This window comes from Acidimicrobiales bacterium, assembly GCA_034521975.1.
In the GTDB taxonomy this organism is placed as follows: domain Bacteria; phylum Actinomycetota; class Acidimicrobiia; order Acidimicrobiales; family SKKL01; genus SKKL01.
The window spans coordinates 92,904-114,557 of sequence record JAXHLR010000008.1 but is presented as its reverse complement, the minus strand read 5'-3'; the positions used below and the strand labels follow the sequence as shown (position 1 = coordinate 114,557).

At 70.2% G+C, this 21,654-nt stretch carries 21 protein-coding genes; 14 read left to right on the top strand and 7 right to left on the bottom strand.

The genetic code is table 11. The features are described 5' to 3' along the window. Nucleotides 1–2: 2 nt before the first annotated feature. Both U5K29_13905 and U5K29_13900 read right to left on the bottom strand, forming a co-directional pair. Complete coding sequence (locus tag U5K29_13905) at nucleotides 3–746, bottom strand: hypothetical protein (protein MDZ7679631.1); 744 nt, start codon at nucleotides 744–746, stop codon at nucleotides 3–5. Continuing rightward, complete coding sequence (locus U5K29_13900; protein MDZ7679630.1) at nucleotides 743–1,291, bottom strand: RNA polymerase sigma factor; 549 nt, start codon at nucleotides 1,289–1,291, stop codon at nucleotides 743–745. Before U5K29_13900 ends, U5K29_13905 begins: the two co-directional genes overlap by 4 nt. 160 nt (nucleotides 1,292–1,451) lie before the next feature. Here U5K29_13900 and U5K29_13895 point away from each other — a divergent pair, with 160 nt between their 5' ends. Continuing rightward, nucleotides 1,452–1,964, top strand: coding sequence for a hypothetical protein (locus tag U5K29_13895; GenBank protein MDZ7679629.1), 513 nt, complete (start codon nucleotides 1,452–1,454; stop codon nucleotides 1,962–1,964). 38 nt (nucleotides 1,965–2,002) lie between these two features. On the opposite strand, the gene U5K29_13890 is transcribed toward U5K29_13895, so the two are convergent. Together U5K29_13890 and U5K29_13885 are read right to left on the bottom strand one after the other, a co-directional pair. After that, on the bottom strand, nucleotides 2,003–3,370 hold the full coding sequence (locus U5K29_13890; GenBank protein MDZ7679628.1) for an NAD(P)/FAD-dependent oxidoreductase: 1,368 nt from the start codon (nucleotides 3,368–3,370) through the stop codon (nucleotides 2,003–2,005). A 45-nt stretch (nucleotides 3,371–3,415) separates the two neighbouring features. Next, nucleotides 3,416–4,645 (bottom strand): bifunctional alpha/beta hydrolase/OsmC family protein, encoded by a 1,230-nt coding sequence (locus tag U5K29_13885; protein MDZ7679627.1) that lies wholly within the window; start codon nucleotides 4,643–4,645, stop codon nucleotides 3,416–3,418. A 67-nt stretch (nucleotides 4,646–4,712) separates the two neighbouring features. Here U5K29_13885 and U5K29_13880 point away from each other — a divergent pair, with 67 nt between their 5' ends. The 4 genes from U5K29_13880 to U5K29_13865 are packed head-to-tail and all read left to right on the top strand — an operon-like array spanning nucleotide 4,713 to nucleotide 8,145. Further along, a complete protein-coding gene (locus tag U5K29_13880; GenBank protein ID MDZ7679626.1) occupies nucleotides 4,713–5,321 on the top strand; it encodes a glycerol-3-phosphate acyltransferase in 609 nt (202 codons plus the stop codon). Continuing rightward, the gene (locus tag U5K29_13875) at nucleotides 5,318–6,154 is read left to right on the top strand and encodes a DegV family protein (protein ID MDZ7679625.1); all 837 of its coding nucleotides are present in this window, start codon (nucleotides 5,318–5,320) and stop codon (nucleotides 6,152–6,154) included. The genes U5K29_13880 and U5K29_13875 overlap by 4 nt, the downstream gene beginning before the upstream one ends. Beyond that, the gene (locus tag U5K29_13870) at nucleotides 6,151–7,542 is read left to right on the top strand and encodes an HD domain-containing phosphohydrolase (GenBank protein ID MDZ7679624.1); all 1,392 of its coding nucleotides are present in this window, start codon (nucleotides 6,151–6,153) and stop codon (nucleotides 7,540–7,542) included. Before U5K29_13875 ends, U5K29_13870 begins: the two co-directional genes overlap by 4 nt. A gap of 57 nt (nucleotides 7,543–7,599) precedes the next feature. Next, nucleotides 7,600–8,145, top strand: a complete 546-nt coding sequence (locus U5K29_13865) for a carboxymuconolactone decarboxylase family protein (protein ID MDZ7679623.1) — start codon at nucleotides 7,600–7,602, stop codon at nucleotides 8,143–8,145. 48 nt (nucleotides 8,146–8,193) lie between these two features. On the opposite strand, the gene U5K29_13860 is transcribed toward U5K29_13865, so the two are convergent. Beyond that, on the bottom strand, nucleotides 8,194–8,379 hold the full coding sequence (locus tag U5K29_13860; protein ID MDZ7679622.1) for a hypothetical protein: 186 nt from the start codon (nucleotides 8,377–8,379) through the stop codon (nucleotides 8,194–8,196). 588 nt (nucleotides 8,380–8,967) lie between these two features. Between U5K29_13860 and U5K29_13855 the strand changes: the two genes are divergently transcribed. After that, a complete protein-coding gene (locus U5K29_13855) occupies nucleotides 8,968–9,786 on the top strand; it encodes a SurA N-terminal domain-containing protein (protein ID MDZ7679621.1) in 819 nt (272 codons plus the stop codon). Nucleotides 9,787–9,852: 66 nt separating this feature from the next. On the opposite strand, the gene U5K29_13850 is transcribed toward U5K29_13855, so the two are convergent. Further along, nucleotides 9,853–11,949: a choice-of-anchor Q domain-containing protein gene (locus tag U5K29_13850; protein MDZ7679620.1), complete on the bottom strand. Its 2,097-nt coding sequence runs from the start codon at nucleotides 11,947–11,949 to the stop codon at nucleotides 9,853–9,855. An 87-nt stretch (nucleotides 11,950–12,036) separates the two neighbouring features. Between U5K29_13850 and U5K29_13845 the strand changes: the two genes are divergently transcribed. The 3 genes from U5K29_13845 (at nucleotide 12,037) to U5K29_13835 (ending at nucleotide 15,713) form a co-directional block, all read left to right on the top strand. Continuing rightward, nucleotides 12,037–12,978: a lytic transglycosylase domain-containing protein gene (locus tag U5K29_13845; protein ID MDZ7679619.1), complete on the top strand. Its 942-nt coding sequence runs from the start codon at nucleotides 12,037–12,039 to the stop codon at nucleotides 12,976–12,978. A 134-nt stretch (nucleotides 12,979–13,112) separates the two neighbouring features. Further along, nucleotides 13,113–14,141 carry an aldo/keto reductase gene (locus U5K29_13840; GenBank protein MDZ7679618.1) on the top strand — a complete coding sequence of 343 codons (1,029 nt, stop codon included), beginning with the start codon at nucleotides 13,113–13,115 and terminating at the stop codon, nucleotides 14,139–14,141. 180 nt (nucleotides 14,142–14,321) lie between these two features. After that, entirely contained in the window at nucleotides 14,322–15,713 is a 1,392-nt protein-coding gene (locus tag U5K29_13835; protein MDZ7679617.1) for an NADH-ubiquinone oxidoreductase-F iron-sulfur binding region domain-containing protein, read from the top strand. A gap of 29 nt (nucleotides 15,714–15,742) precedes the next feature. On the opposite strand, the gene U5K29_13830 is transcribed toward U5K29_13835, so the two are convergent. After that, on the bottom strand, nucleotides 15,743–16,399 hold the full coding sequence (locus U5K29_13830) for an enoyl-CoA hydratase-related protein (protein MDZ7679616.1): 657 nt from the start codon (nucleotides 16,397–16,399) through the stop codon (nucleotides 15,743–15,745). Between the two features lie 96 nt (nucleotides 16,400–16,495). Here U5K29_13830 and U5K29_13825 point away from each other — a divergent pair, with 96 nt between their 5' ends. The 5 genes from U5K29_13825 (at nucleotide 16,496) to U5K29_13805 (ending at nucleotide 21,648) form a co-directional block, all read left to right on the top strand. Then, nucleotides 16,496–17,737 carry an EAL domain-containing protein gene (locus U5K29_13825; protein ID MDZ7679615.1) on the top strand — a complete coding sequence of 414 codons (1,242 nt, stop codon included), beginning with the start codon at nucleotides 16,496–16,498 and terminating at the stop codon, nucleotides 17,735–17,737. A gap of 61 nt (nucleotides 17,738–17,798) precedes the next feature. Continuing rightward, nucleotides 17,799–18,851, top strand: a complete 1,053-nt coding sequence (locus tag U5K29_13820; GenBank protein ID MDZ7679614.1) for a phosphotransferase — start codon at nucleotides 17,799–17,801, stop codon at nucleotides 18,849–18,851. Nucleotides 18,852–18,893: 42 nt separating this feature from the next. Then, on the top strand, nucleotides 18,894–19,151 hold the full coding sequence (locus tag U5K29_13815; GenBank protein MDZ7679613.1) for a hypothetical protein: 258 nt from the start codon (nucleotides 18,894–18,896) through the stop codon (nucleotides 19,149–19,151). A 95-nt stretch (nucleotides 19,152–19,246) separates the two neighbouring features. Further along, complete coding sequence (locus tag U5K29_13810; protein MDZ7679612.1) at nucleotides 19,247–21,037, top strand: nitrite/sulfite reductase; 1,791 nt, start codon at nucleotides 19,247–19,249, stop codon at nucleotides 21,035–21,037. Next, nucleotides 21,025–21,648, top strand: coding sequence for a DUF4202 domain-containing protein (locus U5K29_13805; protein ID MDZ7679611.1), 624 nt, complete (start codon nucleotides 21,025–21,027; stop codon nucleotides 21,646–21,648). Before U5K29_13810 ends, U5K29_13805 begins: the two co-directional genes overlap by 13 nt. The last annotated feature ends 6 nt before the right edge of the window (nucleotides 21,649–21,654 follow it).

Here is a 21,654-nt window from a genome sequence, read left to right as displayed (position 1 = left end):
GGTCAGGGGCGCGCCTCGGAGCCGTTCTGTGGAACCACCGGATCGGTCGTCAAGGCGTCGCCGCCGTCGGTGGGGACGTCGGAACCGCCGGTGGGCGGTGTCGGGATGTCGCCATCGTCCTCGGGGATCTCAGGGATCTCGGTGACGTCCGGAACCTCGGGGCTCTCGGTGACCGGCGGAGCGACCGGATCGGGCACGACCTCGTCCACCGTCTCGGGAACCCGATCGTTCGGGAGCAGCTCAGCGGGATCGGGGACGGTCTGGTCGGGTGCGTCGCCCGAACCGGACGGCGCCGAACCGGGAACGTCGCGATCCGGACCCGTCGGCTCGAGAGTGATGTCGTCCGGTGATGCGGGCTCTGGGATCGACACGCCGATCTGGGAGGCGACGCTGGACACCGCTCGCTGGATCGGGTCGGGCAGGTTGTTGGTCGCGGCAGCGGCGCTGGACGCGGTGAGACACAGCACGGCGGCGGCCACCGCGACCTGGGTGGAGCGGCGCCGGGTCCTCGGCCCACGATCGGCTGGTTCCTCGGCGCTCGTGACCAGTGCGGCCAGCCCAGGCGGTGGGTCCTGCCGCTCGGCCTCGGTAGCGGGTTCGTTGGCGACGGCGATGAGAGCAGCGATGCGCTGGTACCCGTCGGGCGCGTCATCTGGCTGGATCGCACCGGCCAAGAGGCGGTCAGCGGTGTTCGCGTCGAGCGGCGGAGTCTTCATCTCATCAGGGGGAACGTCTCGGCGGCTCATCGTGTTACACCCCGTTCCTCGAGTCGATCGGCGACCCGACGCAGCGCACGATGCTGGGCGACCCGCACCGCCCCCGGTCGCTTTCCGATGATCGCTGCCACCTCGTCGACGCTGAACCCGCCGACGACACGGAGCAGCACGATGTCGGCCTGCTGGTCGCTGAGACCGTCGACGAGCTCGGCGATGGCCTCGTTGGAGGTGAGCGCATCGATGGGAACCTCCGCTCGGGAGGTGTCCTCCATGATGTGGGGATCGGTCGGGCTCGCGGGTTGGCGGGTCAGACGGCGCCCGTGGTCGATGAGCTTGGACCGAGCGATCGAGAACAGCCAGGCGCGAAATGCCTGTTCGTCCCCGGTGAAAGACCGCAGGTTCCTTGCAGCAGCGATCCACACCTCTTGGGCCAGATCGTCGCCGAATCCCCGTGCCCGCCCGTCGAGGTAGCGGACCAGTTCCGGGTTGTGAGCCGCGAACAGTTGGCCGATGGCATGGTCGGCACCAGCTTGGGCCGCCATGAGCACGTCGGGGAAGTCCTCTCCAACGGCCATCAGTAGCGAATCACAGTCAGCACACCTTCTTTGTCGACCATCTGATGCCTCGGGTGAACACCAACCTTCTCCCACCATCGGTAACGACACCGCACTGCGCTGCGTTTCCCCTGTGGAGTGATCATCCCGATCGCTTCTTCCCACCGAAGAGAGCACCCCCATGCTGATCACCGAGTTCCTCGCAGGACTCACCCTGACCACCAAGGTCGTCGCCGGCGGCGTCGCTGTCGTCGCCACGACCGCCGCTGCAGGAGCTGCCGACGTTCTGCCCACCCAGGCAGAGTCCGCTCCCGAGCAGTCGACCGAGATCTCCGTCGAGGGTGAGGCTCCCGCTGATCCTTCCGACGTCGTCACCGTGACCGACGACTCCCTTCCCGATGCCGCCGAATTCGGCACCCGTGTGGCCGAGCTTGCTCGCGAAGGCGGCGTCGACGGCCCGTCGATCGCAGCCAAGGCTCGAACCCAGGGAGAGGTCGGACTCGACAAGGCCGACAGCACTCCCGCTGCCGACCACCGGCCCGAGGACGTGCCCGAAGGCCCGACCTCCTTGCCAGCAGAGGCTGGCGCAGAGGCTGGCGCAGAGACCGAGGTCGACATCGAAGCGACCGTCGACGGCTCCGCTCGTGTTCCGAGCGACCCGGCCGCCTCCGGCGATCGCAACCCTCAGGGCTGACCCCGCTCGGTCCCGGTTCACTCCGAGCTCGTCGTCGATCAGGCGCGGAGATCGCGCAGCGCGTCCTCGATCCCCTTGTGGAAGGTCGGGTAGGCGTAGATCATCTGCCGCAGTGACGCGACGGGGACTCGAGCGTGGACCGCGACCGTGAGCAGGCCCAGCACCTCGCCGCCGTTGGGTCCCATGGCGGTGGCGCCGGCGAGGACCCCGTCATCCGTGTCGGCGACGAGCTTGATGAAGCCCTCGTTGCCGGCCTTGTGCAGCCAGCCGCGGGCGGTGTGGGGAACCTTGGCGAACCCGACCGAGACGTCGAGGCCGGCGCTGCGGGCATCGGCCTCGGTCAGCCCGACCGATCCGATCTCGGGGTCGGTGAAGGTGGCGCGAGGCAGGGCGTGGTAGCTCGCCGGCTCGTGGTCCTCTCCGAGGATGTCGGCGACCGCGATCGCCGACTGGTAGAGCGCGATGTGGGTGAACGCCCCCTTGCCGGTGATGTCACCGACCGCCCACACGCCATCGGTGACGCGCTGGTGGTCGTCGACCGGCACCCAACGCTGGTCCTCGTCGATGCCCACCGCTGCGACCCCGACCGCCGAGAGGTCGGCACGGCGTCCGGTGGCCACCAGCAGGCGTTCGGCGTCGAGGGTCTCGCCGCCCTCCAGCTCGACGCGGACGCCGTCGCCCGCCGCGGCCACCGAGGTCGCCCGGGCACCGGTCCGCACGCCGATCCCTTCTTCGGTGAAGACCCCGGCGAGGACCTCACCCGCCTCTGGTTCCTCCAGCGGCACCAACCGGTCGAGGGCCTCGACGACGGTGACGTCGACGCCGAAGCGGGCGAAGGTCTGGGCCAGTTCGACACCGACCGCGCCGCTGCCGAGCACGATCAACGACGCCGGCAGCTGCTCGGCCTCGATGGCCTCGCGGTTGGTCCAGTACGCGACCTGGTCGAGCCCCGGGATCGGCGGGATCGCCGCGCTGGTGCCGGTGGCGACCACGATGGCTCGCCGGGCGGTGATGACCCGGTCGTCGACGGTGACCTCGCCGGGCCCGGTGATGCGGCCCCGGCCACGGATGAAGCGGCCACCCTTGCCTTCGAAGCGCTCGACGGCGATGGTGTCGTCCCAGTTCGTGGTCGCCTCGTCGCGGATCCGCTTCGCCACCGGTGCCCAGTCGGGAACCACGCTGGCCTGCCCCGCCATCCCCGGGATGCGGCGAGCCTCGGCCAGCAGGTGAGCAGCTCGGATCATCATCTTGGACGGGATGCACCCCCAGTAGGGGCACTCGCCGCCCACGAGCTCGTAGTCGATGCCGACCACGTCGAGTCCGGCCTCGGCCAGGCGTCCACCGACATCCTCACCGCCGGGTCCCATGCCGATGACCACCACGTCTGCTGTGTCGTTCGTCGTCATGTGCAGGAAACCCGATGAGGGTGGTGGGTGTTCCCGGCCGGCCGGTCAGGGGTCGGACGCCGAGACGAGGTCGGTCACCACGCGCACCTCGCCCTCGAGGGTGCGGTGCACCGGGCACTTGTCGGCGATCTCGGCCAGCTTGGAGCGCTGGTCGGCGGTGAGGTCTCCCACGAGCTCGATGCGTCGCTCGATCACCGACACCGAACAGGTCGGACGAGCCGGATCGGCGCAGTCGTCGGCGTGGCGGCGCTCGTGGGTCAGGGTGACCCGCACGTGATCCAGCGGGATCGACTTGCGCTGCGCGTACATCCGCAGCGTCATGGACGTGCAGGCGCCGAGCCCGGCGAGCAACAGGTCATAGGGCGTCGGCCCCGTGTCGTCTCCCACGCCGATCGGCTCGTCCGCGAGGAAGGTGTGGTGACCGGCGTTGACCCGTTGCGCGAAGGAGCCGAGCTCGGTCTCCTCGACCACGACATGGCCCTCGGGCGGCGACGTCGGTGCGGCGTCGTCGGGGAGGTATCGCGACGCCCACGTCGCGATCGTGCGAGCCACATAGGTCGCGTCGCGCCGATCGGTGAGCAGATGGTTCGCCCCGTCGATGGACACGAAGCTCTTCGGGTGCCGGGCCATCTCGTAGATGCGCCGAGCGTGGTCGACCGATACGAGCTCGTCGATCGGCGAGTGCAGGACCAGCAGGGCGGCATCCAGCCGTCCGATGGCCTCGCCGAGGTGCTGGTTGGAGATGTCCTCCAGGAACTGGCGCTGGACCCGGAACGCCCGGCCGGCCAGCGTGACCTCGGCTTCGCCGTGCTCGTTGATGGAACGCAGGTCGGCATCGGCGAACACCCCCGACACGTGCGCAGGATCCGACGGTGCGGCGATGGTGACCACCGCCGCCACCTCGGGGATCTGTTGGGCCGCGGCCAGCACCGCTGCGCCGCCGAGGCTGTGCCCCACGAGCAGGGTCGGTGCCTGGTAGCGATCGCGCAACATGTCGGCTGCCGCGACGAGGTCACCGACGTTGGAGCTGAAGTTGCTGTTGGCGAACTCGCCCTGGCTCGAGCCGAGCCCGGTGAAGTCGAAGCGCAGCACCCCGAACCCCTCGGCGACCAGTCCGGCACTGATGCGGGTCGCGGCGGCGATGTCCTTTCCGCAGGTGAAGCAGTGGGCGAACAGGGCGATGGCCCGCGGTGGGTGGGGTGGGAGATCGAGTCGCGCCGCGAGCTCGGTGCCCTGCGTTCCCGGGAAGGTGAGTTTGGTGACGTCGGGTCTCATCGGCCATCGACTCCTGCAGGTGGTATGTGTGGAATGTAGAGCGGACGGGGGTGGTTTCCGACCCGCCATGAACAACGTCTACTCGCTGCGGCACCTGGGATCGTCCGCGGTCGTCGGATACCTCCTCGGCTCGTTCCCCTCGGCGGTCATCGCCACCAGGCTGGCGGGCACCGGCCGCGATCTGCATCGCGAGGGCAGCGGGAACCCCGGTGCGGCGAACGCCATGACGGTTCTGGGTCCTGGCTGGGGTGCCGGTGTGCTCGCGGTCGACATGGCCAAGGGCGCGGCCGCGGGGTGGCTGGGTCGCGCGCTGGCGGGCGACGGCGGCGCCTACCTTGCCGGCACGGCATCGATCGCCGGCCACATCGTGCCGGTGTGGAACCGGGGTCGGGGCGGAAAGGGCGTCGCCACCTCGGCGGGAGCGTGCCTCGCCGTGTTCCCCGCATACTTCCCGGTCGACACGGTCGTCGCCGCGCTCGCCACGACCGCCACGCGAGGAGCCGAGCGGTCCATCCAGATCTCGTGCGCGGCATGGACCGTCGCCGCGGTCGCCTGGTGGCGTCGCCGCCTTCCCAACGCCTGGGGTCCTGCACCCACCGCTGCGCTCCCGATCTTCGCCGCCACCTCCTCGCTCATGATCCTGGCCAAGTTCCGGGCCACCAGGATGCGGTCATGATCGCCATCGTGACCGACTCGGCCTCCATGCTGCCCCCGGTGTGGGCGGACGAGCTCGACGTCGCGGTCGTGCCGATGACGATCGTGCTCGACGGTGCACCGCTGCGCGAGAGGATCGAGCTCGATTCCTCCACCTTCTACCGACAGCTCGCCGTTGGGGCGACGGTCTCCACCTCGGCACCGTCACCGGGTGAGATCCTGGCGGTGTACCGGGCGGCAGTGGGTCGCGGAGCGTCCCACATCGTGTCGATCCACACCGGTGCGGACTACTCGGCGGTCCTCTCCGCAGCACGGGTGGCGGCCGGCCAGATCGAGGTGCCGGTCCATCTGGTCGACTCCCGCACCGTGTCCTTCCCCGTTGCACTGTGCGTGACCGCTGCTGCTCGTGCACGCGGTGCCGGGTGCGACCACCACGAGGTCATCGCCGGCGCCGAGCAGACCGTGGACACCGTCGACAGCGCGTTCGTCGTGGGAGCACCCGACCTGCTCCGACGCAGCGGTCGTCTCCCCGACGACCTGGCGGCACCGACCCCGACCACGATCCTGGCGCTCGGCCCGGGTGGTCTCACCGAGCTGGCGACCGTCGACAGCGTGACCCAGGCGCTCGATGCCATGGCCGACCACGTCGGGAACGTGGCGGCTCACCAGCCCGTCCGCATCGGTGTCGGCGACGCCGATCGCCCCGACCTCGGTGACCATCTCGCCGACCTGATCCGCGGTCGTTCCGGCGTCGTCGACCTGGTCCGCTACGAGGTCGGTCCTTCGGTGGGTGCCCATTCGGGTGCCGGCACCGTGGGCGCGGTCTGGGCGCCTGTACAGGGGAGCCAGGGATGATCTCCTCCACCTGGTTCTGGACCGCGACCGGCAGCGGCGCGGCCTGTGCAGTGCTGGCCGCGGTCGTCATCGTGTCGGGCTGGAGACGCCGCCTGCCCGAGGTCGTGTTCCTCGGAACCGGGCTCTTCGTGGTCTCGGTCTTCGCGACCGCCCACGGGTTGAGCGGCACCACCCTCGCGGATGCTGGACCGTCGCGCTGGGCAGCGGTCGTTGCGCTTCCGCTCGGCATCGCGGCGACGCTCCCTCTGCTGGCTCCCCGCCGCGGGTGGGCAGGGTGGTGGGCCCTCCACTGGCGCCCCTGGGTGCTCGGGTGGGTGCTGGGCGCCCTGGTGGCCGGGTTCGCCACGGCGTCGACCGACCGTGCTCCACCGGCGGCGCTGGTCGCCACGATGATCGTGGTCGGGGTCGCCGGTGCGCTGACACTGGCGCGCCGCCAGGTCTGGCTGCATCAGGTCAGCGGCCGGGGGTCGGCGCTCGTCGTGGCCGGCGCCGTGGCGACCATCGCCGCCACCTCCACCGCCGCAGCGCTCGTCCAACCCGCTGGGGCTGCGGCATGGGTGGTCCTCGGTATCGAGAGCCTGGGCGTCTTCGCCGCCGGTTTCGCGGTCCTCGTCGGATATCGGACCGAGACCGCCGTGACCGACGTGTTGGGGCCGGTGCTGGCCTTCGAGCCGCTCGCCGCCCTCGAAGTGGGCATGGCGCCTGAGCTTCACGCCTTCGTCGCCGCGCTCGAGCGGATCGACCCCATCACCCGCGACCACGTCGTGCGCACCTCCACCCTCGCCATGCGGGTCGCTTCCCGCGCCGGCCTGCCGGCTCGGGTCGTGCGCGACGTCGGCATCGGGGCGCTGCTCCACGACATCGGCAAGCTGGTGATGCCGAGCGAGATCCTGCACAAGCCGGGATCCCTCACCGATGACGAGTTCGCCACCATCCGCACCCATCCCGAACAGGGCGAGCGGCTCTTGAGCTCTGCCCCGAGCCTCGGCGGGGCGGGTCCGTATGTGCGTGGCCACCACGAGCGGGTCGACGGACGCGGGTACCCCGACGGACTCCGAGGCGACGAGGTGTCCTTCGAGGTCAGCCTGGTGAGCGTCGTCGACGCCTGGGACGCCATGACCAACACGCGCCAGTACCGGACGGGCATGCCGTTCGAGCGGGCGGAGGCGATCCTGAGCGAGGGAGCGGGCACCCAGTGGCGACACGACGCCGTCGCCCACCTGCTGGCCGAGGTTCGAGCCAACGGGCCCGCCGATCTCACCCATCTCGGCGGCATCGGCACCCGCACCGACCTCGGCCCGTCACCAGCGGGGATCGGCGACCTCTGCGCGGAGGCGCTCCCGCGACCGTCGCCGCCGATGGTCGCCCCCTCCTCCACGAGGGAATGATCGCCGCGACCCGAGTGGTTCCCGATGGCGTCACCCCCCAGATGGAGAAGGCCTCCCATGCCGAGAACACCGGTCCACACCCCCGACACCGCGCCCGAAGAGTCCAAGGAGCGGCTCGGGCAACTCACCGAGAACGTCGGCAAGACGCTCAACATCTTCGCCGAGATGGCCCACGCGCCGGTGGTGCTCGAGACCTACGTCACGATGGAGCAACTCCTGGCGTCCACCTCGTCGCTGGACGAGCCCACCCGACAAGCCATCCATCTCACGGTCGCCCAGGTGAACGACTGCTCGTACTGCCAAGCCGCATACACCGGTGCCGCCCAGAAGGCCGGACACAGCAAGGAGGCAACCCTCGACATCCGCCGGGGGGAGGTTCCCGATGCCCCGGCGCTCACCGCGCTGCTCACGCTCACCCGCCAGGTCGCCGCCAACAAGGGCCACGTCGACGACGCCACATGGGCGGCTGCCATCGATGCGGGTTGGTCGGACCGCCAGATCCTCGAGGCCTACGCCGAGGTGGTGCGGACCATCTTCACCAACTACTTCAACCATCTCGTCGGTACCGAGCTCGACCTTCCGGAGGTACCAGAGCTGACCTGATCCCGGGCGCCCTGGGGCGCACGAGGTCGTGTCAGCGGAGCGGACAGGTCAGCGGAACAAGCGGCCCAGCCCGCGACCGGTGACCCGTCCCGTCGCCCGGCGCGCGATCCGTCGACCGACGGTCCCGCGCCGCACCGACTGCACATCGCCGAGCATGCGGGCCAGCCGGTACAGCAGCCCCCGTGTCGAGTTGATGCCCATGATGTCGCTCCCCGCATCGCGTGTGACGAGCATAGGAGCACCGCCGCCGGTCCTGCCCCATCCTCAACCGGTCGGCCCGCGTCGTCGTGAGCGCGCACCGGGGTCGACCAGCGTTGGGGCGTGAACCCCTTGCCATCGCGGGAGGCGCGGGACCGGTCGTCGGAGATGAAGTCGACCAGTTCGTAGTCGTCGTCGAAGACGAGGTCGGCGCTCACCACCTGGGTGCCCCGGGTGAAGGTCGCCGTGACCCGGTGAGCTTCGACCGGCCCCCACGCGATCGACGCGTCGACGAGTGCCGCCGGGGCGAACAGGCACATGTCGTTGAGGATCGTCACCGTCTCGGCGCGATCCATCTCCGGTCCTGTGGCATCGGTCACCGCGGTGTCGGCGGGCGGACTGGAGGCGAGGGTGGAGGTCACCTGACGGCGGTACTCGGCGCGGCTGCTGGACGGGCCCTGCGACGCGACACCGTGGACCACCGCGGCGAGGAGCACCAGGTTGGCCGGCAGGGCCGAAGGGCCTCGACCACCGATGAGGCCGCGGACGGAAGGCCCGCGACGGATCTTGCCGAGGTCGTGGCTAGGGTCGCTTCGTCATCGAATCGCAACAGAAGAAGGACCCATGACCCGCATTCGGACCGCACTCGCGCTCTTCGCCGTGCTCTCCCTCTTCCTCGTGGCCTGCGGCAACGACACCAGCGACCAGGCCGACACGGCCCCCGACGGCCAGGCGGAAGACTCGGCCGCCGGCGACGATTCTGGCGACGCGCCGGAAGGTGAGGAGGGTGAAGGTGAGGAACCGCCCGACGGTGTGGCGGCGACGGTTGACGACACCGAGATCACCGTCACCACCGTCGAGGACCTCTATGACGAGGTGGCGGAGTCACCTGCGTTCGCTCCCCAGCTCGAAGGCGAGAACGGTGAGCTCATGTCGTCGGTGCTTCGGTCACAGATCCTCGGCCAGCTGATCGTGCAGGAGATCATCCTCGAGGCTGCGGCCGAGGACTACGACGTCGAGGTCACCGACGAAACGCTCGACGCCACCTTCGACGAGTACGCCGAGGAGATGGGAGGCGAGGAGCAGCTCGTCTCGGATCTGGACGCGTCGGGCATCTCCCGCAACGTGTTCGAGGTGCTCGAGCTGCCGCTGCTCACCGCCCTCACCCAGCTCGAAGAGGAGTTCGGCATCGAGGAGGGCGCCTCGGGTGGAGGGGCGGCCGAGGGTCAACCGACCGAGGCCCAACAGGAGCTCTCGTCCTGGGCGGTCGATCACTTCGCCGCCGCCGACGTGACGGTGTCGAGCGAGTACGGGACCTGGAACCCGCAGTCGGGCCAGGTCCAGCCCGAAGGCATGCCACAGGCACCACCACCAGGGGCGGTGCCTGCCCCCGAGGATGCACCGGCACCCGAGGACGTTCCCGCTCCCGAGCCCGCGGGCTGAACGGGCGCGACGCTCAGCGATCCGAAGGTGGCGACGTCGCGGCGCCGCCACCTTCGGACCTGCCGATCAGCTCTGGCGCCGTGAGCGGCGGGTGCCCACCGGCATGGGCTCGCCGTACCTCATGCCCCAGCGGCTGCGGGCCACCCTGTTCCTGGCGTAGCGGGTGAGCCCGGTGCCGCCGAAGATCAACGTGGCTCCGGCGAGCAGGGTCAGCAGTGCCGACAAGCCGGTGGTCGGCAACGCCCCACCTGCGCTGGTGTCGGTCGCCACCGGTGCGACCGTGGTCGGGGTGGTGGTCGTCGCCTCGGTGGTGGTGGTGACCTGGGTGAAGGTCACCGTGATGTCGGTGGCGAGCGGCATCGTGCCGTTCTCGCCGCTCACGTAGTCGGCGTCGAAGGCGACCACGACCTCGCCCTCCACGTCGGAGGTGACATCGCAGGTCCAGGTGATCTCATCGCCGACCGCGTAGGGCGGATCGCCGACCTGGATCGGGGTCGAGGTGCAGCCGGTGATCTCCGGCTCGATGGCCAGTGTCGACCCGCCGTCGACGACCTCGACGGTGAAGACGACCGAGGTGGTCTCTCCGGCGACGAGGCTCATCGGGTCCGCGTCGGCGAGGACCGTGGCGATGAAGTCGCCGACCCGTTCCACCGCGCCGATGTCGCAGGCATCGCCCTGGGGACGGTCGACGCCCCGCTGATCGGTGTTCTCGGGGCACGAGCTCGTTCCCGCGTCGAGCAGGGCGCTGGCATCACGGGGGAGCCGGGTCTCGGTCGTCCCGCCGTTGTCGGCGAGAGGGGCAAGGTCGAGATCGCTGGTCGAGACATCGTCGCTGTCACAGGTCGCGTCGCCGGCGAGCGAGTTCGACGCCGAGACCGTGTCGGCGACGCAGTCGTCGCCACCGCCGGTGCCGAGCACCACGGTGTGGTCGAGGTCGATCCCGGCGGCGGCCAGGCTGCGGGCACCTCCTTCCGCCGAGTTCTCGGTGACGGTCGAGGAGGTGAGATCGATGCTGGTGGTCGCCGAGAAGGCACCGCCGGTGCCTGGGGTCCCTCCCGAGCCCTCAGACCCTTCGCTGCCGGTGCCCCCCTCGCCAGCCTGGCCACCGCTTCCGGGGGTTCCGCCCCCAGCTGTCTCGTTGGCGTGCACAGTGCTGGTGTTGACCATGGCGGTGTCCGCACTCGCGGCACCGCCGTCACCGCCGTCGCCGGCTGGTCCACCGTCACCTCCGTCGCCTCCCGCGCCCTGCACTCCTGTGCCGTCACCGGCCCCTCCGGCCCCTCCGGTGCCCCCCTTCCCGCCTGGGCCTCCCGACCCGGTGGCGTTGTCGTTGAGCGTCGAGGTGGTGAGGGTCACGGTTTCGGCGTCGATTGCCCCGCCGGCACCGCCGATGCCGCCGGAGCCGCCGATGCCGCCGGTACCTCCGGGATCGCCGTCCGTATTGGTATCGACGGCGTCCGCGCCGGTCCCTCCGGTGCCGCCCTGGCCACCCAGGCCGCCAGTGCCCGCGCTGTTGCCGGAGAACGTGCTGTCGGTGGCGGTGACTGTGCCGGTCGTGAAGATCGCGCCACCGGCACCACCGGCACCTCCGGCTCCTCCTTCGCCGCCGGTCGCGCCGGCGGCACCGACGATGCCGACATCGCCGGTCCCACCGTCGCCTGCCTGGTTGTCGGTGAGGACGACGTCGTCGAGCACGAGGTTGCCGTCGCTCTCGATCGCGCCACCGTTGCCGCCATCGTCGCCTGCCGTTCCGGCAGCTCCATCGGTGGGGCTATCCGGGTTCACGCCGTCGTCCCCGTGGGGTGCACGGCCTCCGGTCAGCGTTAGGTTCTCGATGGTCAGCTCGGCCGCCGCGCTCACCTCGATGATCCGGTTGCGGCAGCCGTCGCTGTCGATCGACAGGGTGTGCCGTTCGCTCGAGGACGACCGCAGGACCGTGTCGCTGTCGATCTGCAGCGCGCCGTCGGCGCAGGTGAGCTCGATGTCGGCCGACAGCTCGATGATGGCGTCGCCAGCGGTGACCGCCGATCGGAGCGCGCTCTCGTCGCCGACCGTGGCGGTCTGAGCCCCGGCGGGAGGGCCGACGACGACGAGCAGGGGCAGGGCGACCAACGCTGCCGCGAGGGCAGCGAGGACGCGACGAGGACGAACCGGGAGCGACATGGCCGACATTCTGTCTCAAACACAGGATCCCTGCTGACTTCATGCGGCGACCCCTCGCAGCGGGGAGACGACGCCTACCCTGGGTGCATGCACCCTCGGGTCCGGCGGACGGCGGCACTCACGATGGTGGTGCTGTCGATAGCCGCCTGTGGCAGCGATGAGGTCGCCTCCGACGCGGGTCGCACCGTGGTCTCGGCGCCGTCCCCGGCATCCGGTGCCGACCAGGCCTCGACGACCACCACCGAGGCCCACCCTCCGGACCGGCCACCCGAGCTGGCTGCGGAACCGTCGGGGGTCGCCGCCCAGCTGGTCGAGGCCGAGCGGGCGATCCGTGACGTCTCGACCCCCGACGACGAGCTGGCCGAGGCCGCCCGTGTGCAGCAGTACGCCTATCGAGTCCTGGCCGCCAATCCCGAGTGGGATGACGAGGTCCGCGCCGCGGTCCCGGCCGACCTCCACGACCCGCTCCACGCCAACGTCGAGGCGCGTCGCGAGCTGCGGGGCATGCACACCCACCTGCTCGAGACCCTGCCGGCGTGGCAGATCGTCGAACCGCCGCCGCTCGACGAGCTCATGGCCCACTACCTGGCTGCCGAGGAGGAGTACGGAGTGCCGTGGGAGTACCTGGCGGCGATCCACCGCGTGGAGACCGCGATCGGTCGAGTCGACGGGGTCAGCGTGGCCGGCGCCCAGGGGCCGATGCAGTTCATGCCCGCCACCTGGGACACGTTCGGCGAGGGCGACGTGCACGACCACGGCGACGCCATCATGGCCGCCGCCCGCTACCTGAACCACAGCGGTGCGCCCGCCGACATGGGCGAAGCACTGTTCTCCTACAACCGCCACCACAACTACGTGCGGGCCATCGAGCACTATGCCTCGGTGATCCGCGACGACCCCACCGCCTTCCGGGGCTACTACCACTGGCAGGTCTATGTGCTGACCACCGAAGGCGACGTGGTGATGCCCGTGGGGTTCGACGAGGACGAGCGCGTTCCGGTCGAGGAGTACCTGGCCGTCTCGGAGTGAATCCCGAGGCGCAGCACAGGTACCCCGAGATCCGCGAGACCCGATACCTCGATGCTGTCGAGGACGAGATCGACCCGAACGGATAGGCGCGTTCGCTGGCACACTGGCTGGCGCAGCCGAACACGGGGGATCACATGCGCTACCGATCACTGGGCACGACCGGCGTCAAGGTCAGCAACCTCTGCTTGGGGGCGATGAACTTCGCCCACGGCAACGAGGACGAGGGCGTCGCCGTCATCACCAAGGCGCTCGACGAGGGGATCAACTTCGTTGACACCGCCGACGTCTACTCGGCGGGCCAGTCCGAGCAGGTCGTCGCCAAGGCCCTGAAGGGTCGTCGCGACGAGGTCGTGCTGGCCACCAAGTTCCACGGCCCGATGGGCGAGGACCCCAACCAGCGGGGCAACAGCCGCCGGTGGATCGTCCAGGAGGTCGACAACAGTCTCCGCCGCCTCGACACCGACCGCATCGACCTCTACCAGGTGCACCGCCCCGACCCCGCCACCGACATCGACGACACGCTCTCGGCGCTGTCGGACCTGGTCCACCAGGGCAAGATCCTCACCCTCGGCTCGTCGACCTTTCCCGCCGAGCAGATCGTCGAGGCACAGTGGGTGGCCGAGAAGCGGGGCCACGAGCGGTTCCGGGTCGAGCAGCCGCCCTACTCGATCTTCGTGCGTGGCATCGAGTCGTCGGTCCTTCCCACCGCCGAGCGCTACGGCATGGGCGTCATCCCGTGGAGCCCGCTCAACGGTGGCTTCCTCACCGGTCGCTACCGTCCCGGCGAAGACGTCCCGGCCGAGGGCCGCGCCGCCCGCCAACCCGAGCGCTTCAACCCCGAACACGCGGGCGTGAGCCGCAAGCTCGACCTGATCCCCGAGCTGGAGAAGGTCGCGGCCGACGCAGGGCTCACCTTGCCCCACCTGGCGCTCGGCTTCGTGTTGGCCCACCCGGCGATCAGCTCGGCCATCATCGGTCCCCGCACGATGGAGCAGTTCGAGGGCGTGCTGGGGGCGGGCGAGGTCGTGCTCGACGACGCCACCCTCGACCGCATCGACGAGCTGGTGCCCCCGGGCGCCAACCTCAACCCGGCCGATGCCGGCTGGCAGTCGCCGGCGGTCGCCCAGCCCTGGCGCCGGCGCCGGCCCCTCGGCGCCCGCTGAGCCGCCGGTCCCGACTCCCCGTCTCATTCCGCGAAGGGTTTCCAACCGCATGGGTTGGAAACCCTTCGAAGAATGGGAGCGGGGCCGAGTGTTCGAATGGGCGGCGGAGGTCGAGCGCTCGGATGGGCCGGGCCGGGTCGGTAGCCTCGGCCCGGTAGGCGAGCCCGAGGAGCGATGCACATGGCCGAGCCGTACCTGTTGCCGACCGAGGCGATCACATCGCTCGACCACTACCTCGCCACCGACGTGGGCGGGCTCGGTGTCCAGGCCGCCCAGCAGATGGGGCCACAGGCCACCATCGAGGCGATCACCGCCTCGGGGCTGCGGGGTCGCGGTGGCGCCGGGTTCCCGACCGGTCGCAAGTGGGCCAGCATCGCCGGCGCAGGCGACGGCCGCCGCTACGTGGTCTGCAACGCCGCCGAGGGCGAGCCGGGCACCTTCAAGGACCGAGCCCTCATGCGGGCCAACCCCTACCAGCTCGTCGAGGGGGTGATCATCGCTGCCTTCGCCCTCGACGCCGCCGAGGCCTACATCTGCCTCAAGGCCAGCTTCGAACAGGAGCTGGAGGCCGTCACCCGGGCCGTGCAGGAGATGCAGTCGGCGGGGATCTGTTCGGACTGCACGGTGAACATCGTCGCCGGACCCGACGAGTACCTCTACGGCGAGGAGAAGGCGATGCTCGAGGTGATCGAGGGCAACCCGCCGCTTCCCCGGTGGTTCCCGCCCTACCAGCACGGGCTCTTCGCCTCCGCTCCCCAGCTGGGCTGGCAGGCCACCGAGCGCTCGGATGCCTCAGGAGGCCCGACCGGCTCCAACCCCACGCTGGCGAACAACGTCGAGACCCTCTCCAACGTGCCCCACATCCTGGTCAAGGGCGTGGACTGGTTCCGCTCGATGGGCACCGAGGAGTCGCCCGGCAACGTGGTCGCCACCGTCGTCGGCGACGTCGTCGCGCCCGACGTCGGCGAGATCGAGCTGGGCACACCGCTGCGCACGGTGATCGACGCGGTCGGCAGCGGTCTGACGGGGGGACGCAGCGTCAAGGCCGTGTTCTCCGGAGTGGCCAACGCCGTGGTCACCGCCGAGCACCTCGACACACCGGTCACCTACGAGGACTTTCAGCGCATCGGCTCCGGCATGGGGTCGGTGGGGTTCATCGTCTGCGACGACACCACCTGCATGGTCGACACCGCCTACCGCTTCTCGCGCTTCTTGTCGGTCGAGTCGTGCGGACAGTGCCCGCCCTGCAAGCTGGGTTCGAGCGAGATCACCCTGCACCTCGAGAACATCGAGCGTGGTGCCGGAACCGACGAAGACCTGCAGGGGATCATCCACTGGCTCGGCCGGGTCACCGACGGCGCCCGCTGCTACCTCGCCACCGAGGAGCGCGAGGTCGTGGCCAGCATCCTCGACGCCTTCACCGTCGAGTTCGCCGATCACATCGAACAGCATCGTTGCCCACGGCCCCGCCAGCTGCCCATCCCCAAGCTGGTCGATCTGGCCGACGGAGTCGCCACCTACGACGAGTCGTTCTGGCGCAAGCGTCCCGACTGGACCTACGACCCCGAGTAGCGGCTGGCGCCACCCAGACGTTCGGGCGTTCAGAGCCCGTTGGGGCAGAGGAGATCGACCACGCGCTCGAAGTGCTTGGCCTTGATGCGGCCGATCGTCTCGCCGTCCTTGGCGGCCAGGTCGCGGACCATGCCGAGCGCGGTGTCGAGCAGCTCCTCCTCGCCTGCTGAGCGGTGGACCAGCCCGGCGTCGACCGCCTCGCCGGCGCCGTACCGGTGGCCGGTGACGAGCGCATGGAGCAGCGCATCGGCGGGGAGCTTGGCCTTGATGACGGCGTCGAACTCGTCGGACATGGCCATGCCCAGGTCGACCTCGGGGAAGCAGAAGTAGCCGCGATCGGCCCGCATCACCCGCCAGTCGGCGACCGCCGAGAGAATGAGCCCCGCCCCGAAGGCGTGGCCGTTGATCGCCGCGACCGTCGCGCCGGGAAAGGTCAGGATCTTGCCCAGCAGGCGGTAGAAGGCGGGGAACATCGTCTCGGCGCGGCCCTGGTCTGCCTGCAGCCACTCCAGGTCGAGCCCGTTGGAGAAGAACTTGCCCTCGGCGGTGATCGCCAGGGGCTTGGCTCGTGTGGCTGCCTCGTCGACCGCGACGGTCAGGGCCTCGACGAAGGGGAGGTTGAACCGGTTCTCGCCGGCGGTCATGGTCAACACAGTGACGTCGTCGACGACGCTCGGTTCGATCATGGTGGGCATCGTGGTCGGTGGTGGGCGCGGCTGCAACCGACCGGGCTCTGGGACGCGATCCGTATGCCGCAGAGCGCCGGGATCTAGCGTGTGCCCATGAACCAGCTGGGTCGGGCGGTCCACGAGGTCAGGGACCAGCGAGAGCGGGCCGATCTGGCCATCGCCCGATCGGCGGAGGGTTCGCCGCTGACGACCGTAGCCATGATCGGCGCGACCATCGTCGCCGCCTGGGGTCTCAGCTACCTCTGGGGTGGGTCCCGGACCGTCGGCCCCCAGCTCTTCTACGCGCCGATCATCATCGCGGCCACCCGGTTCGGCCACGTCGGGGCCTTCGTCACCGCCGTCGTCTCGGGGGTCGTGTGCGGCCCGCTGCTGCCGTTCAACGTCCAGCTCGATATCGCCCAGTCGACGGGGAACTGGACCCTGCGCCTCCTGGTCTTCGTGGTCATCGGCCAGGTCGTGGCGGCGCTGCACCTCCGATCGCTGCCCGCGGTGCGCGAACGCCTCGAAGCCCGTCAGTTCCGCCAGCGGGTGCTCGTCGCGCTGGGCGGCGACGAGATCCGGCCGGTGTACCAGCCCTTCGTCGATCTGGGTTCGGGCCGCATCGTGGGGGTCGAGGCCCTCGCCAGGTGGCACACCCCCGACGGCCGGGTGGAGAGCCCGGCCGAGTTCATCCCCCAGGCAGAGGCGGCAGGGGTCATCACCCACATCGATCTCGAGATCCTCCGGCAGGCTGCGTCCCAGGTCGTCGCGTGGCGGGAGACGGTGCTTGCCGACTTCGACGACTTCGTGCTCTCGGTCAACCTGTCCGGGCGCGGGTTCGAGGATCCCGACCTCGCCTCCCGCATCGAGGCGGTTCTCGAGGACGCAGGGCTCCCCGCGAGCTCGGTGGTGATCGAGGTGACCGAGACCGCGCTGATCGCCGATCACGGGCGGGCGGCGACGCGCATGGCCGAGCTGAAGACGGTGGGCGTGAGGATCGCCCTCGACGACTTCGGGGTCGGGCAGTCGTCGCTCGCCGCGCTGCACCGCTACCCGATCGATGTCATCAAGTTGGACCGGACCTTTCTGGCGCTCACCGGGGTCGACCGCCTCGGGTTGCTCACGGCGGTCGTCGACCTGGCCGGTGGACTCAGCACCGAGCTGGTGGTCGCCGAGGGGATCGAGACGCCGGCGCACCTCCGTGGGGTGGTGTCAGCGGGGTGTCTGTTCGGCCAGGGGTTCCTGTTCGACCAGCCCCTCGACGCCGCCGGGTTCGGGCGAGCGCTGGAGGCGGGCGGGTACCACCTCCCCGCGGTCCCGGCCCCTCTCGAGGGCTCCCCGCCGCCCCGACTGTGACCGAGGTCATATACGTCGTAGAGTGGCGGTGATCAGGGGGACCAGGGGAGGACCGCACACGATGACCATCGCGAGCATCCCGTCGTCGATCGAAGAGATCAGCCCGGCATGGCTGGCCGACGCGACCGGGCTGGAGATCCACGGGTTGGAGGCCGAACAGATCGGTGTCGGCATCGGGGTGAGCAGCGCTCTCTACCGCCTCCACCTCGACGGGTCGGACTGCCCCGCCAGTGTGGTGGTGAAGTTGCCGGCGCTCGACGAGGCGGCCGTGTTCACCTCCACGATCCTGCGGATGTACCACCGCGAGGTCGGCTTCTTCGCGCAGCTCGCCGACCAGTGTCCCGTGCGGGTGCCGACCAGCTATCACGGAGCGGTCGACGAGGAGACGGCCCAGTTCGTCATCGTCATGGAGGACATGGGGGCCATGCGCGTCGTCGACCAGCTCGACGGCATGGCGCTGTCCGACGCCGAGCGGGCCGTCGATGCCCTCGCGGCCTGGCAGGCCACCTGGTGGCGCGAGGTCGATCACCTCGTGGAGTCCGGCACCGCCATCGCGCTCGACGATCCGATCTACCCCGCGGTGCTGCCGCTGGTGTTCGCCGAGGGATGGGAGAAGGTCACCGGTCTCCTCGAGCTGCCTGAGAGCATCCGCCACGTGGGCGACCGATGGGTGGGGGGGTTCGAGCGGCTCCTCGCCGACCTGGCCCAGGGTCCCAACACCCTGGCCCACGGCGACTACCGCGGTGACAACATCATGTTCGACGACGACGGCTCGGTGGTCCTGCTCGACTTCCAGCTCATCGGCTCGGGCAGCGCGGCGTACGACCTGGCCTACTTCATCACCCAGAGCCTCGATGCCGACATGGCCGCCGGCCACGAGCGGGCGCTGTTCGACCGGTGGATCGACGGACTCCGGGCAGGTGGTGTGCCCGAGGCCGACCTCGGCCGCATGTGGGAGGACTACCGCAAGGCGGCGCTGTTCTGCCTGTGCTACCCGGTGATCGCCAGCCGCGGGATGGACTTCTCGGATCCGCGGCAGATGGCGCTGGTCGAGTGCATGAACAGCCGCTACGCGCGAGCGGTCGAAGAGCTGTCGCTGGCCGATCTGCTCTGACGACCACGCCGGATCGAGGGCGGGGCGTGCCAAGCTGTCGGCATGCGCCGCTCGATCGACGACCAGCCCTTCTCCGAGGCCGACCTGCCCCCTGACACCGAGGACGCGATGCCGGTGTCGTGGGCGGTGGCCATCAGCGACGACTACGACGATGCCGAACCTCGGGTCGTGCTCACCACCGAGGAGGTCGGTCGACCCGGGGCGGGACTCGTCTTCCACCTGCTGCCGTCGCACGCACGACGGCTCCGGATCGCGCTGCGGGACGCCCTGCGCGAGGTCGGGGAGGACCCGGGCGACTGATTCCTGACAATTCAGATCGGTTTTCTGTTGTTTCGACCGGCCCGATGCCCTAAAGTGCACCCCGCAGGTCGGATTTCAACGGGGAGACCAACATCGTGCCGATCACACCAGTCGTTCCGGCGCCGCGGGACCTCGACGCCGAACAGCAGCGTGACATCGAGCGGTTCGAGGCCGCCGTCGCCCAATACGTCGCCGGCGAGATCGACGAGGACATGTTCCGGGTCATGCGCCTCAACAACGGCATCTACGGCCAGCGCCAGGGCGGCACCAACCAGATGGTGCGCATCAAGTTCCCGGCCGGCAGCGCAACCCCCGAACAGCTCGAGATGATCGGCTTCCTCGCCGAGACCTACTCGCGAGGATGGGCCCACATCACCACCCGCCAGAACATCCAGATGCACTTCGTCGAGCTCACCAGGACACCCGAGCTGATGCAGCATCTGGCGTCGGTCGGCCTCACCACCCGCGAGGCCTGCGGCGACACGGTCCGCAACGTCATGGCCTGCCACCTCGCTGGTGCCTGCCCCTACGAGAAGCTCGACGTCACCCCGTGGGCCGAAGCCGTGTTCGAGCACTTCGTGCGCAACCCCATCGGCCAGCGCCTGCCCCGCAAGTTCAAGATCAACTTCTCGGGCTGCAACACCGACTGCGGCCAGGCCATGTTCAACGACGTCGGCGTGGTGGCCACCGCCCGCACGCTCGACGACGGTTCGATCGAGCAGGGCTTCAAGGTGTACCTGGCCGGTGGGCTGGGCGCGAACCCCCATCCCGCCATCGCGCTCGAGGACTTCACCACCCGCGAGGAGCTGCTGCCCACCATCGAGGCGATCCTGCGGATCTTCGACCAGAACGGCAACCGCGACAACAAGCTGCGGGCCCGCATGAAGTGGCTGGTCGACACCATGGGCGCCGACGAGCTGCGTGAGCGGATCCTCAAGCTGCGCTACACCCTGCCCGCGTCCTCCAGCTGGCCCGGCGGGATCCCCGGCATCGTGGCCAAGGAGGGCGACGCCCCCGCCGGACAGGCCAGCACCGGAGAGATCACCCAGGTCGGCCAGGGCGTCCGGGTCGACATCATGCCCAACGAGCCCTACCAGCGCTGGGAGGCCACCAGCGTGGTCCGCGGCGAGGCCAAGGGGACCGTCTCGGCGGTCGCCTACGCCGCGCTCGGCGACATCACCGCCGATCAGTTCCGCTCGCTGGCCGCCATCCAGCGCGAGCTCGGGGCCGACGTCCGCCTGACCAACCGCCAGAACGTGGTGTTCCGTGGACTCAGTGAGAGCCAGGTCGAGATCCTCCACCAGCGTCTCGAGGCGATCGGCATGGCCCGTCCCGGCGCCGAGCTGGCCCGCGACGTCGTCGCCTGCCCCGGTGCCGACACCTGCAACCTGGCTGTCACCCAGTCGCGGGGGTTGGCCAGGGCGATCGGCGAGCAGCTCGAGGAGGAAGGCCTGGCCGAGGTGGGCGGCGTGCGGATCAACATCTCGGGCTGCACCAACTCCTGCGGGCAGCACCACGCCTCCGACATCGGGTTCTTCGGCGCCGAGCGCCGCGCCCACCGCCAATCGGCGCCGGGCTACCAGATGCTGCTCGGCGGCTACGTGGGCCAGGAGACGATCCATTTCGGCGAGAAGGCGCTGCGTCTGCCGGCCAAGGCCGCGCCCGAGGCGGCCACCCGAGTGGTGCGGCGCTTCGCGGCCGAGCGCTCTGCCGGTGAGACCTTCCGGGGGTGGATGGACCGCGCCGGCGGCGTCAAGGCGGTCGCCGCCGACCTGAAGGACCTGGACTGGTTCCCCGAACCCGACGCCGGTCCCGAGTACTTCGTCGACTTCGACGAGACCGGGCCGTTCTCGGCCGAGATCGGCCAGGGGGAGTGCGCGGTCTGAACCGGCCAGACCCCTCCGCCCGGCCAGACCCCTCCGACCGGTACGCCACCGCCGTCTCGATCATCGATTCGGCCAACGCCGAGGACCCCAACCAGGTGACGGTCCGGGGTGAGCGCCGCCCGCTCGCCCTCGCGCACGGTCAGCTCGCCGCCGAGTGGGTCGCCCGCCTCGTCCCCGACGCCGACGAGGCGCTGCTGCTCGCGGCCCGGGCCCACCACCTCCGGCGGTGGGAGGTGCCCCGGTCCTCGTACCCCGAGGGTCGGGCCGGCTACCTGCGCTGGCGACGCGACCAGAAGGACCGCCATGCCGAGCAGGTGGCCGACCTGCTGGGCACGGCCGGCTACGACGAGGCCACCATCCACCGGGTGCAGACCCTGGTGCGGCGCCAGCGACTCGACAACGAGTCAGGCACCCAGACGGTCGAGGATGCGGCGTGCCTGGTGTTCCTCGAGACCCAGCTGGTCGAGGTGTCCGGACAGCTCGAGCGCGACCACCTGATCGAGGTGATCACCAAGACGGCCAACAAGATGAGCCCCGCCGCCCTTGGCCTGGTGGACGAGGTGCCGCTCGGCGACGAGGCCCGCCAGATCCTGGCCGACGCGCTCGGCTGACCTGAC